The 16,111-nt window shown below is 50.0% G+C and carries 17 protein-coding genes; 5 read left to right on the top strand and 12 right to left on the bottom strand.

The window, feature by feature from the left end:
- The 5 genes from TA_RS03440 to TA_RS03420 all read left to right on the top strand — a co-directional run bounded on the left by TA_RS03440 (nt 1) and on the right by TA_RS03420 (nt 4,586).
- Nucleotides 1-1,548 (top strand): AMP-binding protein, encoded by a 1,548-nt coding sequence (locus TA_RS03440; protein ID WP_010901089.1) that lies wholly within the window; start codon nt 1-3, stop codon nt 1,546-1,548.
- Nucleotides 1,549-1,575: 27 nt separating this feature from the next.
- Entirely contained in the window at nt 1,576-1,980 is a 405-nt protein-coding gene (locus TA_RS03435; protein WP_010901088.1) for a DUF488 domain-containing protein, read from the top strand.
- Between the two features lie 47 nt (nt 1,981-2,027).
- Nucleotides 2,028-2,366, top strand: a complete 339-nt coding sequence (locus TA_RS03430) for a hypothetical protein (protein ID WP_156778486.1) — start codon at nt 2,028-2,030, stop codon at nt 2,364-2,366.
- A gap of 74 nt (nt 2,367-2,440) precedes the next feature.
- Nucleotides 2,441-4,192, top strand: coding sequence for an alpha/beta hydrolase family protein (locus tag TA_RS03425; protein ID WP_010901086.1), 1,752 nt, complete (start codon nt 2,441-2,443; stop codon nt 4,190-4,192).
- A gap of 43 nt (nt 4,193-4,235) precedes the next feature.
- Nucleotides 4,236-4,586: a hypothetical protein gene (locus tag TA_RS03420; protein ID WP_010901085.1), complete on the top strand. Its 351-nt coding sequence runs from the start codon at nt 4,236-4,238 to the stop codon at nt 4,584-4,586.
- On the opposite strand, the gene TA_RS03415 is transcribed toward TA_RS03420, so the two are convergent.
- The 12 genes from TA_RS03415 to TA_RS03360 all read right to left on the bottom strand — a co-directional run bounded on the left by TA_RS03415 (nt 4,570) and on the right by TA_RS03360 (nt 16,105).
- Nucleotides 4,570-5,979 carry an amidohydrolase gene (locus tag TA_RS03415; protein ID WP_010901084.1) on the bottom strand — a complete coding sequence of 470 codons (1,410 nt, stop codon included), beginning with the start codon at nt 5,977-5,979 and terminating at the stop codon, nt 4,570-4,572. The two genes, TA_RS03420 and TA_RS03415, sit on opposite strands and share 17 nt — an antisense overlap.
- Nucleotides 5,979-7,415, bottom strand: coding sequence for an amino acid permease (locus tag TA_RS03410; protein ID WP_010901083.1), 1,437 nt, complete (start codon nt 7,413-7,415; stop codon nt 5,979-5,981). Before TA_RS03410 ends, TA_RS03415 begins: the two co-directional genes overlap by 1 nt.
- Nucleotides 7,416-7,674: 259 nt before the next feature.
- Nucleotides 7,675-9,375 carry a precorrin-6y C5,15-methyltransferase (decarboxylating) subunit CbiE gene (gene cbiE, locus TA_RS03405; protein ID WP_048161701.1) on the bottom strand — a complete coding sequence of 567 codons (1,701 nt, stop codon included), beginning with the start codon at nt 9,373-9,375 and terminating at the stop codon, nt 7,675-7,677.
- Complete coding sequence (gene cobM / locus TA_RS03400) at nt 9,359-10,135, bottom strand: precorrin-4 C(11)-methyltransferase (protein ID WP_048161699.1); 777 nt, start codon at nt 10,133-10,135, stop codon at nt 9,359-9,361. Before cobM ends, cbiE begins: the two co-directional genes overlap by 17 nt.
- A gap of 1 nt (nt 10,136) precedes the next feature.
- Nucleotides 10,137-10,823, bottom strand: a complete 687-nt coding sequence (gene cobI, locus TA_RS03395; protein WP_010901080.1) for a precorrin-2 C(20)-methyltransferase — start codon at nt 10,821-10,823, stop codon at nt 10,137-10,139.
- Nucleotides 10,820-11,422, bottom strand: coding sequence for a precorrin-6Y C5,15-methyltransferase (decarboxylating) subunit CbiT (cbiT, locus tag TA_RS03390; protein WP_048161695.1), 603 nt, complete (start codon nt 11,420-11,422; stop codon nt 10,820-10,822). The genes cobI and cbiT overlap by 4 nt, the downstream gene beginning before the upstream one ends.
- A 2-nt stretch (nt 11,423-11,424) precedes the next feature.
- A complete protein-coding gene (cbiD, locus tag TA_RS03385) occupies nt 11,425-12,519 on the bottom strand; it encodes a cobalt-precorrin-5B (C(1))-methyltransferase CbiD (protein ID WP_010901078.1) in 1,095 nt (364 codons plus the stop codon).
- Entirely contained in the window at nt 12,516-13,268 is a 753-nt protein-coding gene (gene cobJ, locus TA_RS03380; protein WP_010901077.1) for a precorrin-3B C(17)-methyltransferase, read from the bottom strand. The genes cbiD and cobJ overlap by 4 nt, the downstream gene beginning before the upstream one ends.
- Nucleotides 13,265-14,044 carry a precorrin-8X methylmutase gene (locus TA_RS03375; RefSeq protein WP_052295720.1) on the bottom strand — a complete coding sequence of 260 codons (780 nt, stop codon included), beginning with the start codon at nt 14,042-14,044 and terminating at the stop codon, nt 13,265-13,267. Before TA_RS03375 ends, cobJ begins: the two co-directional genes overlap by 4 nt.
- Nucleotides 14,022-14,762 carry a uroporphyrinogen-III C-methyltransferase gene (locus tag TA_RS03370; protein ID WP_010901075.1) on the bottom strand — a complete coding sequence of 247 codons (741 nt, stop codon included), beginning with the start codon at nt 14,760-14,762 and terminating at the stop codon, nt 14,022-14,024. Before TA_RS03370 ends, TA_RS03375 begins: the two co-directional genes overlap by 23 nt.
- Nucleotides 14,759-15,391, bottom strand: a complete 633-nt coding sequence (locus TA_RS03365; RefSeq protein WP_010901074.1) for a precorrin-2 dehydrogenase/sirohydrochlorin ferrochelatase family protein — start codon at nt 15,389-15,391, stop codon at nt 14,759-14,761. Before TA_RS03365 ends, TA_RS03370 begins: the two co-directional genes overlap by 4 nt.
- Nucleotides 15,392-15,520: 129 nt before the next feature.
- The gene (locus TA_RS03360; protein ID WP_010901073.1) at nt 15,521-16,105 is read right to left on the bottom strand and encodes an aspartokinase; all 585 of its coding nucleotides are present in this window, start codon (nt 16,103-16,105) and stop codon (nt 15,521-15,523) included.
- Nucleotides 16,106-16,111 lie beyond the last annotated feature (6 nt).

Raw genomic sequence — 16,111 nt, 5'->3', positions numbered from 1 at the left:
ATGGAACACACAAGGCTGCACAACAAAGGTCTGACTCTAGATAAGATCTTTCTGAAAACACTGCGAACCACCCATAACGGTTTTCTGACGGATGGAAAGGATCGCATCGGATATGGAGAATTCTATGACAGAGTCATAGCCATAGCGGAAGAGCTTCACAGGGATCTTGGAGAAAACAGAACCGTATCAGTGATGGACTGGAATACTCTAAATTTCGCCACGCTGCTCTATGCGGTACCGCTATCAGGAAACGTACTTCATCCAGTGGATGTCAGGCAACCGCCTGAACAGGTGATGTCCTCCATGAAGGAAGCTCAAAGCAGCTATCTTCTGTATTCGGCAGATTTCGGCAGGCTTGCTGACGCCGTGAAAACTTCCGGCATCGTCAAGGAAGACAATATCAGGAGCACCAAGGAAGTGTTTGATGAGAGCACCGATCATAAGCCTGGGAATGCTGGTCTGCCGGAACTGGAAGAGGACAGGATAGCGTCGGTACTCTTTTCCAGCGGCACCACTGGCAAGCCCAAGGGCGTGAGGTACAGGCACAGAGATATAGTGCTGACCATATGGGCCATGGAGACCAATCTGTCTGCTTTTCCAGGCCCGGCAAGGTTGGCTTCTTCGGATACCGTATTCTCGCTGATTCCGTTCTTTCACCTCTGGTCCTGGGGAACGCTCTACATATCAACGCTCATAGGGGCCAGCTACGTGGTAGGAGGAAGATTCGACCCAGGATCCACATCGGATCTCATAAAGAGAAACGGCGTAACCTGGATGAGCATGGTTCCGACGATGTTCAATGCCCTTATCTCTTGGGACAGGAACTCTCTGGACGGTATGAAGATACTCATAGGCGGATCAGCAATACCGTCGGGCATACTCAACTTCGCCTCCGATCATCAGATTGAGCTGACCGGGATCTACGGATTCACCGATGGACTAGCAGCAGGAATAGGAACTTCGAACATAAACGGAAGCCTATCGGAAAGAAATGCTGATGCGGTGAACGCCATAACTCCATTGGTATTCACGGATTTCGAGGTGGAGGGAGAAAACAACGAAATCAAATTCAGATCTCCATGGATACCAGAGGGCTACTTCAATGTTCAGGAGGAAAGGGCATACAGGGACGGCTGGTTCTATCCGGGCGATTCCGCAGAATTCACGCAGGACGGCAAGATAAGGATAAGGGACAGGATAAAGGATCTGATCAAGAGCGGCGGAGAATTCATTCCAAGCGCACTTCTCGAATACTATATCTCCGAAATAGGCGATATAGGCGATGTCGCTGTAATAGGTGTTCATGACGATAAATGGATAGAAAGGCCTGTTGCGATCTACCGGACAAGAAGCGGTGCCACCGTAAATGACGAAATCATCAGGTCGTACCTGAAGGATCTTTCCAACAAAGGCTTAATCAGAGACTGGTGGATTCCTGATCGCTTTATTCCTGTGGACAGCATGCCCATGACCGGCACGGGAAAGATCGACAAAAAGACGCTCAGGGCCATGCTGGAGAAGGGGGATCTCAGAACGGATCGAAAGTAAGGATATTCCGAATGAAGTGAGTGGTGTATGGCAGCCATTAGAATCAAGAGGGTCTACGACCAGTATTCGGGTGATGATGGCTACAGAGTTTTTGTAGAGAAGCTGTGGCCTAGAGGCATCAAAAAGGAGGATCTGAAGATGGATCTGTGGGCAAAGGATCTGGCGCCCAGCGATGATCTCAGGAGATGGTATTCTCACGATCCGGAAAAATGGGATGAATTCAGAAAGAGGTACAGGAAGGAGCTGTGCAGTAAGAAACAGCTTGAGGATCTTAGAAAAGTTGAGAACCTGACCCTTCTAGTTGCATCCAAGAGCGAACTCAACGGTGCAGCTGTGATCAAGGAGATCCTTGAGGGATGGGACGATTTCGAGGATTTCTGTTCCAGCGTTCGCGGCGATCAGATCATGAATCGAAGTCACATCGATGACTAGACGAAGACAACACAAACATTAATTAACGATCTCATATGACGGCAAGCATGAAGATCAGGACAGCAGAGGCCATAGCTGTTGTTATCGTGATAGCGATAATAATCTACGGCATAGTACCTCTGCTGGTATCGACATCGCCTGCGGACATGAAGTCTGGAGATACCTATTATATTGAGGGCAAGATAACGAGTGAGCTTGAGAAATCCAATTTCTCAATATTCATACTTAACACCGGATCGACAAATGTCACCGTATACTATCAGGGCGTTGCGCCTGCCGTTGGATCCTACGTTCTGGTTAAGGGCACATACACTACGATACCATTATTCAGTGATCTGGGTATATTAAAAGCGTCGAACGTGTATTACTGGCTGTACATTCTGTGATCATCGCACACCGCTTAGTACAATAGACTCAAGCGACAGAAACATGTTAAATATGTTCTGCACCTATTCTATGCATGCGAGATCAGACTGTCGATGATATTCTAGGCCTTAGGAATATAGAGGAAGTGAAGATCGCACAGAATGGAAAGATCGTTGGAACGATTGTATCAGACAATTTCAGGGAGTACAGAAAGAAAGAGTTCAGGAAGATCGTGTACATGTTCGATGAAAAATTCAACATCCTGGCCAGATACGATGGCTACGGCCTTCATTCACTATCTTTTTCCGATGATGGGAGCGCCGTATTCGCGGAAGGAAACGAGATAGTAGTGTTGAGCCAATCCGGAATGCCGGTAAAATACGATACCGGCATGAAGGTATCATCCATAAGCTTCATGTCAGGCAAGCCTCTCTTTACAGGCACAATGGAGACAAAGAAAAAGGAGGATGATGCCTATTTCTTTGAAGAGGAGGATCCGTTCACGAACCTCTATCTCATGGACAGCTCTGGCATAAAGAAAATAACGGATAATCTACAGATCTGGGAATTTTCATCATCAGATGGTGTAATATATACTGTAGCTTCGAAATGCCCGCAGGAGAGCTGCTGGTACGCCTCGAAGGTGTACAGAATAGTCCCTGGAAAGGATCCGGAGATCATTTACGACCCAGGCAAGAGGCAGATAGGAAAGATAACCACGGATGGAAAGAGATCAGCGTTTCTCGAATCGGTGATGAGCGACCGCGGCGTAATATCCGGCGATATCATTCTCTATGATGGATCCGCCAGGAATATAACGGAGGGATCAACTAGCAGCTATTCCCACGTGATCCTGTGCGATAACGCGGTCTTTGCCCTTGAAAATGACAGGACGACGTTCCGAATAAGAAACTTGGACAGCGGGGAAATCATCTGGTCCGGCATGGGTGCGGTTTATCCGGTATATTCGCCATCGTTTGATCATGCCGCGGATGCGTTCGCCTTCGCTTTCTCTTCACCCGCAGATCCCCCGGAAATACATCTGCTTAGGGATGCAGAAACAAAATCATCCATAAATTCCCATCTTGATGGGGTCTCACCCTATCCTGCAGAGATCGTTGAATGGAAGGCTAAGGACGGGGAGGATCTCTATGGCATCCTGCGTTTGATCGATCCGAAGAATCCGCTGATAGTATACATCCATGGAGGCCCCACCTCGTTCTCCTACGCTTCGTTTCTTGACCGCACATCCATATACCTTGGATACGGATTCAACGTCTTTGCGCCGAATTATCGCGGAAGCGTTGGGAAGGGCAGGCGATACGCAGAGCTGAACGTGGGTGACCTCGGCGGAAAAGACTTCGATGACGTGATCTCCGGAATAGAATTCCTGAAAAATACAGGGAAGATAGCGACGGACAGGATATACATAACCGGTGGATCATACGGCGGCTACATGTCTGCGCTGGCAGTTATGAAGACAGACATCTTCAGAGCGTCAGTTTCGCTTTTCGGCATATCGGACTGGGTGTCGTTCCACGGAGTGAGCAACCTCCATCTCTGGGACAGGCTCCACATGGATGCCGATCCATGGGCATTCAAAAAGTACGATGAATACTCACCCATAAGGATAATGCATGAACCGAAAACGCCCACACTCCTGATGCATGGGATCAAGGATCCATACGTACCCATAGGCCAGTACTATGAATTTTACAGGTTCCTCAAGGAGAAGAACTGCGAGGTACGCATGATCGTTTTCCCCAGGGAGGGCCATGGATTCACGGAAAAGGAACATATAAGAAGGCAGTACATGGAAACGATTCGCTTTATGAAGGATCACTGATTCCATGGCATAATTTTTTATCCATGCTGAAATTTCAATCCCCATGAAGTTTGAATATGAATACATGGAGACGCCTGAAGATCTGCTGATGTCCCTGTCCGCCGGCTTCGCCATGGCTATGAGGAACATAGCCACGGTCTATTCCTACAAAGGCTATCTGTCCTACTATACGCCTGCGATGAGCGATGGAGAAGAACTTACAATGTTCGTAACGCTGACGAAGGGGGAGCTGGCGCCTGGCCTCATAGATTTTGATTCGGAGAATAAAAGGATCGAGCACGTGAAGAAGGCCACTAATCCAGAGGCTTACCACTTTCTGGTCATAAGGCCGCAGATATCAACGGTACTCGATAAGGCAATATACGATTTTGAGAAATCTAGGAATCAACCCTAGATGCATCGTATATCGTGTTTCCATGAACGATGGTCATCAGCGGCTTCGCTTCCTTTAACCTCCTCCTGTCCTCAATATTCCTTTCATTGAAGACGGCGAAATCCGCGGAGTATCCCGTTTCTATCCTCCCGATCCAGTTTTCAGCGCCGATCAGGTATGATCCAGCTTCGCTGTACGAACGTACGGCCTCATCAAACGTTATGCGCTGCTGGCTGAATTCGCTGTTCACGGCGTAATGTATTCCGTACATGGGACCGAGGGGCATTGAATCGGAACCGAAGGCCAGTTTCAGGCCCTTATCGAGTATATCCCTGTATGGATTATTGCGGTAAAGCCATGATTCGCCCAGCCTGTCCTGATACATGCCGCCATGGCCCGCCCACTCAAGAAAATTGGGCTGTGCAGATACAATGGTATTCGCGTCTATGATATCGAGTACACCGTCCTCGACAAGCTCGAAGTGTTCTATCGAGTTCCTCTGCCTTCCAGCGTGCCTGTGCATGGTCTCGGCGGCCACCCTGACGGCCAGATCTCCGATCGCATGCACCGCAACCGGCAGGTTTCTGGACCATGTCCCCTCACAGAACCTCTCGAATTGCTGCTCGCTCATCTTCAGATTCTTCGTGTCCCAACCTTCGTGTGCCGCAGTCCTCGCTCCAAGCGACCCGTCGAGGAACGTCTTGACGCCCCAGTCAGACGGATCGGATCCGAAACCGGCAAAGAGATCCTCTGCGTATATGACCTTGAATATCCTAACATTGCTCTTTATCCTTCTGTAAGCATCGTATGTCGCCCGATCAACTATGTCGCGCACGCCCGTTATACCGAGCGATGCAGATATACCTATTGCGGTCTGCAGGGCCTGAACGTATTCCTCTTCGCCAGGTTTCACCAGCGGATCAAGCATCTGCATGTCCTCTTCCCTGAATATGCCGTCTGGCCTGTGCTGTCCGATCGATCTCATGGCCTGATCGTTAGCAACGGCCATGTGGCCATCCCGCCGGAAAGCAACCACCGGCTTAACTATGCCGTCAAGATCCGAGGCCGTGATGTATGTTGGATCATCCCTCCACCTGGATTCATCCCAGCGGTAGGCCACAACCTTATCGTGCTTCTCAGCGTATCTCCTTATGGCATCTATGGCCTCGATCTTAGCCTCGTATTCGAAAAGGTTTAGCCTTGTCTGTTCGAGTCCTGTGCTCAGAAGATGTGCATGGGAATCTATGAAGCCCGGCAGAACGTATCCGCCTGACAGATCGAAGGTATTCTTAGCTTCCAAGCCATGATCCCTGCCGACGTACACTATCCTTCCTCTGTCTATGGCTATCGTGTCTGCATCCTCATGGCCGAATATCCTTGCATTCGTGATCAGGGTATCGAAGACCAGGGGCATCACTCATCACCCGTACCTGCACCCATGTGTTCCATTGAAGGAGAGAAATCGATACTGGCATATTCATCTTTCCTGGCCATGAGTATAAGCGCTGATATCACTATCCAGGCTGCAAAAACAATGGGTGCGATGAGATACGGCATGGTCATGCCGATCAACGAATAATAATACGCCGTGATCATCAGGATGGTGGTCAGCGATGGCAAAGCGATCCAGAAGATGAAGTTTCCAGATCGCCTTTTCACAGAGGATACTGATAGCGATGTATTCGTCAGTATGTGTATCAGCAGCGTGGACAGCGTTGCTATGGTTCCGAATATTGCCCATGCATAGAAAAGGCCTGCGTAAAAGCCATCTGCGAGGTAAAAGTAGGTACCGAGCATCGCAGCTGAAACTGCAGATATTGCATACGTCATGTCGATGCTTCTTGCCGGCACTCCACGTCCATCGATCCTGCCCAGCCATCCAGGAAGCACTCTGTCCCTTCCAAGCGCGTACATGACTCGCGTCATTGGCGTTCCCATGCCGATGACTGTACCGTAAGTTGAGAGAAAAGTGCTCACAACGATGAATATAACGGCACCTGCAAGGCCGGTGAAGCGCCTCGCCACTATCAGGCCAGGTATGATCGAAGAGGAGAAGTTTCCTAGATTGCTTAGTCCGAAGCCCACTACCATAGCATAGGATCCCAGGACAAAGATCGCTCCAGCCATCACCACAATTGCTATTATGGCCTTCTTTATGGTTTTCCTTGGAGATCTCGCCTCCTCCCCCATCGGCACAACAGATCCATAGCCGGCGAATGCAAGATATCCGCCAACTATGAATCCTAGGAAGACGCCAGTCCATCCAGAACCGGAGGACGGAATGAATGCCTGCACCGTGTTATCATCAGCGGACGGTATGATTATCATCGACAATATGGCAACAAATGCAATCTGTATCGATCCGAGTATCAGTGCGAGCCTGAGGGATGGTTTTGCGCCTCTCCTCATGAGCACGTAGGAAAGGGCCATCATCGATCCCATCCACACCATACCAGACCAAACCGGAAGGGATGTACCGAACGCGTAGTTCAGAGATTTTGAAAATCCCCATATTACGATTAGATACTCAAGAGCAAGATTTGACGCCTGGTACAGCAGGTACTGCAAGCCTGTGAATTTGCCCACATGCCTGCCAAGGCCATGTTCAACGTAAGCATAGTATCCTCCAGCATGGCTGATTATGCCTGAGAACTGATATATCGTGTTCGCAGCCAGTACCACAGCAACGAAAGAAATGAGCATTGCAAGGGGTGCATTGATTCCTGAGAGCCCAACGATGCTCACTATGAGGCCCGACAATATCGTTATAGGCGTGATCTGACCCAGGCCCTGAAAGACCAGATCCCACGTGCCCAATTTTCTTGCTTCAGAATCCTCCCGATACGCCATAGCCGGATGAAATTATCCTCATACATAAATATTTGTTTTCGTAATTCTGCTACTAAATTCGTATCAAAGCGATCCAATTTATGATAAGATTCAATGTAAATCCACGTCAGCGGATAAGCAATTGGGCGAAGGTTTCATCGGTCAATGCAACGAAACATCGCAGTATCATGGTATATGCCAGCGCAAATGATCGTAACCGGCGTATCGTTCATACAAGTGATGCGTTCTGTTAGAAAAATACGATGGGTTTTTGATCCGTTTATGCAATGACGGGTTTGCCCACGACCATTATGGAGATATCCGAAAAATCTGATCCGATTAGATCCTTGAGGAATGAAGCTGTCCGCCTCTCATCAGCTGCCGTTGCTCTTTCTATGACAACCGCAGGAAGATCACCAAAACCCCTATCAGTGAGGAACTTCGCGATGTCCTTTGGCATGAAGTCGTACGGGCGCGGTATTATTATCGCTCTCTTCCTCTCCGAAATCGTTCTGAGAAGATCCGCCTTCCGATCCTCGATATCCCCCGTCACATGGAAGGATATGATGCCGGCCATCTCTATCGCCATGCCAGTTATGCTGGATGCGGCCTGTACAGAACTGATGCCCGGTATTATGTCAAAATTTCTGCATTTTGAGGTGAACCGCCTTATGAGCTCCGATTCCGTGAAGCACGAATCGCCAGTGAAGAGATAGGCTATTCTGTATCCTTTTTCGTAGAGATCGATGACCTCGTCCACATATCTCTGCTGTTCCTTCCAGTGGAATACGACCTTTGGCTTGTTCCACAGCATGCTCTTCGCTATATCTAGAGGCATCTGGTATCCGGCAACGATATCGGATGCAACAATGGCCCTTCTCGCCTTCATCGTCATCAGATCCGGATCAGATGGCCCGACGCCTATGAACGAAATGTGGCCGGAAAATAATTTTCTGCGCCTCGCCGCGGCCAGCGTCACGGATCTGCCGCATGATCTGAACGGCAGGAATATTTTCGAACCAGGGCCGAGCGATCTGATTGCGCATGGTTCAGCCACACCTGGTACACCGAATACGTCTCTCGCTTTATCCGATACGTGCGTCAGCATCTCCGGGTCAATGTCCCTGATATCGGCGGGATCGAACTTCACAAACCTCGTGCCTTTTCTTATTATCGATACGTCTGGAAGATCCTTGATGCTGGAAACGTAGTCGATGTCTTCCCATGCCAGCCCGGCCTCTTCAAGGAATCTTTCAAGGCACGCGGATATAAGTTCAGCATCTGCACTGCTATTGAAGCCGATGCCTATGGAGATATCGTCCGGTATCAGGTAGCAGGTGTTCGCATCCTCTCCCGGCTCGTCAGCCAGCACTATGGCATAACCGTGTTTTTCATCCGAGCTTTCTGCAAAGAGGCGGCGTAGCATCGATCTCTTTTTCGATCGGAATATCACAGGCACGTGTTCGCCGTTGGCTATCGCTGCATTGACCGGTATGATGCATTCCGGGTTTGCGATCGTCGCAAGCAACGATCTTGCGATTTTTTCGACCGAGACTCTTCCACCTGATTCTATGCCGTCTGTGATCACCGCCTGGCCATCGATTATGCCAGCTATATAAGCGGCAAGTTCGTCTGAACCGCCGGCATGACCGGCAGAGGCAGCAACCGCAAACCTTCCTGCATCGTCCACCACAACCACGGGAACGTCATGGTTCTTCTCTATCATGAGATCCGCAGATATCCTGTAAAATCCGGGAAGGGACATCACAAGCACCGCCGCATCGTACCTGCGCAGGTTATCCGCAAGAAACACCTTGACTGGATCGCTTAATATATCACAGCCATCTACGTGATACCTGCAGAAAGCATCCACTATATGCCCGCGAGACCTCATTACTGTGGAGATGCGCGATGCAACTTCGGATCCCCTCTTGGATATCGATACCACGAGCATTCTTCTGATCTCATCGATCATGGCCATTTTTAACACCGCGAAAAGAGTGCACGTATTCTGGGTCATAGAGCTTGCTGTGCTTCACAAACTTTGGATCCACAACATCGCCCACTATTATTAGCGCAGTCCGGTATATTCTCCTCTCGTGGACGAGCGTTGCGATATTTGAAAGCCTGCCCTTTATGACGATCTCATCCGGCCATGTTGATCTGTACACCACTCCGACAGGTGTATCCGGGCTATAGCCTCCATCGATCAGATCCTTCACTATGCTGTCTATTATGTGTATGCCTGTGAAAATGACCATCGTGCTGCCATGCTCTGCCAGTTTTCTTATCTGCTCCCGATCCGGCACGGGTATGCGGAGCGAACCCCGGGCTATGATTACGGCCTGCGATATTCCATCCATAGTAAGCTCAATACCCAGCGAGGCTGCAGCAGATGTCAGTACGCTGACCCCTGGCACGACTTCATAGGGTATGCCAAGGGCCTCAAGGTATGAGGTCTGATCCTTCAGTGCACCGTATATGTGCGGATCGCCTGAATGTATTCTGGCAACATCCAGCCCCCTTTCATAGGCATCCTTTATTATGTCCATTATCTGGTTTATGTTCAGCTCTGCGCTGTTGTGGATCTCCGATCCTGGCCTGGCCAGCTTCAATATCTCCGGGTTTACCAGCGAACCGGCATATATTATGACATCACACGACTCTATCAAGCGTCTGGCCTTAACCGTCAGGAGATCTGGATCCCCTGGCCCTGCACCTATTATGTACACCTTTGCCATTTCAATTCCTCCTCAATATCAGCATCGAAAAATAGTCTCCCGCATCATCTCCCGGCCTGTCCATTATCAATTGATCCGCCATCGTGCATCTCCTAGCATATACCGATACCGAAAATTCCGGAAAGCGATGCCTGGCCTCCCTGATGGCTGAGGATCCGGATGGCACCTTGATCACGATCACGGTATCGAAGTTGAGAGATCCTCTTTTCATGAAGTCCGTGTAGGTGAGAATGGCTATGCTTTCATCACCCTTTGCGAGGTTCATGCCCGCAACGGATGAACAGGCGTCCAGAGAGCTGACGCCCGCCACGAATCTGATCTCGATGCCCATGCCCCGTATGCTATCCAGTATGTTGCTGAACGTACTGTAGAAGGTCGGGTTGCCAAGCACAGCGTACGATACCTTCTTTCCAGAAGACACAGCATCCGCTATACTAGATACGTTAGACCTCCAGGCGCGCTGATTGAGATCCCTGTCACGCGTCATCGGGAATTCAAGATCGATTATATCCTGATGGCTTGGAAAGCCATGCCTCGCAGCCAGATCGCTGATCAGACGACGCGAAAGGCTTCTGTCCGAGGATGAACCTGGGACGAATATAACATCGCTGTTCCTGAGCGTCTCTATCGCTTTTACCGTTACATAATCCGGGTCGCCTGGTCCAAGGCCGACAACGTGCATCATCATGGGGCATCACCTGAAATTATGAACACGGGATTTCTCGCTATCATGGCATAGCCCTCGGACGTCCGCATGCCATTGCTCACCATCACCTGCGTTATGTTAACACCGGAGTATCCACGTGTGTTCATCTCCTCCAGAGATAGGTAGGCAGTGTGGATCTGTATTGCATTCACAACCACCCTGGATGCGTGGTGAACCATCCTTTCTATCCTCTCGAAGAGATCGTGGATCCTAGCTGTTCCACCGCCGACGAAGACAGCATCGAATTCTTCGTCCGAATCGTACTTGTAAACATCCGAGATCACGATCCTGTAATTGCTGAATCTACATAGGTTCCTGCAGTTTCTCATCGTGAGATCGGCCGCTTCCCCGCTGACGTCTAAGCCAGTGACCGATCCATTTTCTCCGATGATGTTTGATATCTCCACGGTCATGGAACCGGATCCGCATCCTATATCCATCACGCGCATACCCGGCCTGATCCTTAGATCGGAGAGGCTGATGATCCGGATCTCCCTCTTCGTCATCGGTATTCCTTCGCTTCGCTGGAAAAACTCGTCCGGAATGCCACGAACCTCATATACCCAATTTTCTCCTTCCATCCTCACTCACCAGTTTCGATATGCCCTGCGACAGGTGATACGCGTATGGCCTGCCGTCTGAATCTATCATGACGCAGGAGAATTCTGCGGATCTGCCATACAGGGGATCGAAGCCTCTCTACGATGCGGCTGGCGATTGCGCCGGCCACAGAATCCAGTAGGCCAATGCTTCTGAGAACGGCGAAGGCACTTTCCACCGTGTTCGATGACAGTATCTTCGATATTGTATCCCTGTCAGCTCCATTCAACGCGGCGTATGCTGCAATCGTCTCAAACCTGGCGTCTGCAATGCGGCTGTGCGTATTCATCACTCCGGCCGCCATCTTCACGAGCTTTCCGGGCAGACCGAACACCACGATCTCCCTGTATCCTTTTTCTATGGCCATCTCGATGGCCGATCCGATGCGATCGCCCGTTAGGATGAATGACGCAGGGTGCAGCCTGAGATAGGATTCTGCAAATCTCATAGCGGTGTTGCCCGGGCACATGACCGCTACGGTACTGACACATCTCCCCGTTTGCAGCAGGTACTCGATATGCGCCTCATAATCCGGGCCAGATACTGGCTCCTCTATTCCGGTGGTTCCGAGTATGGATATTCCACCTGATATGCCAACCCTCGGGTTCATCGTGTCTCTGGCGAGATCCTCGCCACCCGGAACGGAGATGTATACATCGAAGCCGGCGGATCCGGAGACCTCCCTGACCGCGTTCTCTATCATCATCCTCGCGACTGGATTTATCGCAGGATCGCCCCTCCTCACCGGCAACCCATCGGATACCGCTACACCTATACCCTCTCCAGCAAAGATGTTTATCAATCCATCATCGCGGATGACTGCCCTGCTCTCAAAGAGCGCACCATTGAGCGTATCTGGATTGTCTCCGGAGAACTTTCTCACGGCCGCTATGCCGGATCTTGCATCGATCTGCTTCATCATCTCCACCTTGACCTCGATCCTTAGGCCTATTGGTGTCGGTACACCAACATAGTCCGAAATCGTGCCCATGGCGGCCAGGACAGACGCCTTTGCTGCAGCAGCTGCTGCCAGGCCGCTGGTTATGCCGTACTGCTGAAACGGATTTGACTGCGTCATCTGTCTATCGCGTACTTTCGGCCGTAGCCCCTCCTCGTTGCCATCATGTTCCTGTAGACGAATGTCTCAGAATTTCCAATTATCACCGTGGTGAGCATGTCTATATCCTCGATATTCAGATTCGAGAGTGTTGTTATCGTCACGGACTGTCGTTCCCGGTATGCATTTCTCACTATCCCGACTGCGGTCTCCGGATTCCTGTACCTCAAGAATATGTCTACGGCCTTCCGAATATTGTCTGGAAATCTGGATCCGCGCGGATTGTAGATCACGGTGACGATATCAGCCTTGGCAAACGCCTCCACTCTTTTCATTATCGTGTCAAGCGGCGTCAAAAGATCGCTCATGCTTATGACAGCAAAGTCATTGGTAAGGGGCGAACCAAGCAGAGAAGCAGCGGAGGATAAAGCCGATATGCCCGGTATGATTTCGATCTTCACCTCCGACTTCCTCCTCTCCGCCATCTCCAGGACAGGCGCTGCTATGCCGTATATGCCGGCATCGCCGCTTGACACCAGCCCAACCGTAATTCCACCTTCAGCCAGTTCTATGGCTCTCCTGGCCCTTGCAAGCTCATTCGTCATGCCGCTCGATTCAAACTTTGCATTTGGGAATCTGTCTCTCAGGAAGGAAATGTAAAGCGTGAACCCGATTATGACTTCGCATGACGACAGAGCTTTTTCAGCAGCCGGTGTCATATGGTCAGGGTCGCCGGGTCCTATGCCCGCGATGTATATCGTTCCGATCATGCCAAAAACCTCCCAAAACCGTTGACTATCGATGCGGCGATGGGGCTTCCGCCGCGATGACCCTCAACCGATATGTATTCGATGTGGCTGGAAACGAGACCCTCCTTAGCCTTGCTCGCGTTGATGAACCCAACGGGAATGCCGACGATGGGTATGTCGTACCAGCCATTTTCCTCTATCATCCTCATGGCTTCCAACAAGGCTGTAGGCGCATTTCCGATCACTATCACAGAATTCCTGTGATCCTGCATTGCGATCCTGATCCCAGCCGCAGATCTTGTTATTCCATTAACATCCGCCATCTCCTTAGATCTGACATCGTTAAGGTAGCAAACCACCCTGTTCCTTTCAAGTACAGGCCTGGAGTATATTCCGGCACGCACCATCTCGCTATCGCATATTATGGTGCAGCCCTCCTTGAGCTTTGCAAGCATGGATTTGAAGAAACCGTCGCTGTATCTGATCAGTGGAGCTATAGCGAAGTCACCTGCAGCATGGATCGCCTTAACAACGATATGGCGCATTGGGCCGCTGATATCTGGATCGATCATGGAATCGATTGCGGCGAGGCTTCTTTCTTCTATCTTATCGCTGCTGTATTCCTCGCCGGCAGCCGCCATCTCATTGGCGATCTCCGCATGTATAAGATCTAATATTCTGATCCGTAGCTTCTCCGGAGACAGTTTGCGATCGCCTGAATTTATGAATTCGGCCATACCGCCTGATCGTATGCTTACTCTGCCAGGTTCCAGATCAATTTCGTATTCCAGCCTCATCCTTCTCTATCACCCCGTCAACCATGATCATGCGGCCAACAACGATTATGGCCGGCATCCGGATCTCTTGATCGCCAATATGCCATGCATCACGGTAAACCAAAACCCTCTGATCCGTACGCGTGCCATTCTCTATTATCGCAATTGGCCATTCGTAACGGATACCGATAAGAAGATCGCGAATTCTGCCGAGATACCTCGATCCCATCATTATGACCACTGATCCAGAGGCATTCAGGGCAGACCTTATCTCAGCCTCATTGAAGCCTCCTGAAGCATCGCTCGCGGAGACAACGGTGAACGATTCTGATCTGCCCCGGCCGGTAAGTACAATTCCGGCTGCCTCCGGAACCGCTATGGCCGATGAGACGCCAGGGATCACCTCGTATTCTATGCCGCGATCCATGATCATCCGTATCTCCTCGTACAGGTGTGAAAATACAGAAGGATCGCCCTCCTTCAGATGAGAGGCAACGCTGAATTCCGTGCTGTCAAGGATCGCCGATATCCTATCGATTATTCCCGAATGGCCGCCAGATGCCCTGTGGCCCACACGTAAAACGCGCTTGCCAGCGCAGACGGATTCTATGATCTCGTCTGGGACCAGGCTGTCTACGAGAACAAGATCGGATTCTGCGATGGCCTTAACAGCACGAACTGTGATAAGGCCTGGATCGCCCGGGCCGGCACCGACGATATAGTATTTTCTCGATTTCATTGATCCTCAATCATCCTTCTGACAATGGATTCAGGATCCCCTGTTCTCTCGGCGATCATGCGCCTTATTTCCCTGTTGACCGCGATCTTATACATGAGTATTCTCCTGCGCTTCCTGTCCGAAACGGATGATATTATCATCTGCCTGTTTCTGGAGATGAAATCAACAGCCATGGCGTCGTAATCCGTAATTATGGAGTATTTTTTGATATATGCGTCAATTTTCTTCTTAATCATAACGGTCATCGCCGGGCTCTTTCCTCTTGTAGATATGCCAAGGTATATGGGCCCGCGCTGGATGATTGCGCAGAGATTGAGATCGCTGAGGCTCACCCTGTCCGGTACGTAGACCATCCTAGAGTAAGGTGAAACAGCCTCGGCTATCCTTCTGTCAAGTTCCTCGTCCTCCGTTGAGATGAACGTTATTATGGGCCTGACCTCCATGGCCTTTGCTATTCCATCCTCAAACCTCTGTGAGATAACGATGGCGTTTGGCAGATCAATGCGTTCATCGCTGAATGCGTAAATGACGGACGCTTCCCTTGAGAAACTCCTGATCTTCTCTTTAAATTCGCTCCCCCGGCCAATGAAGACAAGCGGATGGCGGTCGATCTTGAGATCGATTATCATAAGGGAAGTAATGATGAAGTTTACTTAAATTTTTTTAAATTAACTTCACTTATTCGTGGAAGATTATTTCGAACGCCATTCCGTATCGATCGATCATAATAGGAGGCCAGAACTATTCCTTAGATTACGTTAATAGGATGTCAGTGCAGAATAGGCACTTATTGCATCGTCCCTGTTGACCACGATCATTGTTTCGTTGGAGCATGAAATCAGCTGCAGTATGTTCACGTTTGCGGCGTATATCCTCTGGACAACGTTCATGGCGAAGCCCGGTGTCGTAACTATTTCCGGAGGAGAGAAAATGTGGATGAGGCTCACGTTTCTCTCTATCAAAGCATCCTTCGGAATGTTCTTCGCCCTTGTCTCATCAACTATGTAGACAACCGAATCCGTCAGGAACGTTACGGAAAGGAAATCGATATCGATCTTCCGCCTAGATGTTATGACAGAAACCTTGTCCTGAAGTGTTACCTTGCTGCGCTTAAGAAGATCGTCCGTGGATTTCCTGTAATCTGACACCAGGCCATCCCTGATCATTTTCTGCAGCACGGATCGTATGGACAGCTGGTTCATGCCATCGTTCTCTTTGCTTATGAGTGCGGCCAGGCCGTTGAGATTGACTATGCCCGTGCTCAATGCCATGTATATCTCCGGCCTTTTCCTAAGGTATTCAAGCGTCTTCTCTTCTACGCTTCCCTTTAATTTTCTATCCATAATATG

This window comes from Thermoplasma acidophilum DSM 1728, from assembly GCF_000195915.1.
Lineage (GTDB): Archaea > Thermoplasmatota > Thermoplasmata > Thermoplasmatales > Thermoplasmataceae > Thermoplasma > Thermoplasma acidophilum.
Note: the sequence above shows the minus strand (reverse complement) of the source record. Positions and strands in the feature narration are given on the sequence as shown.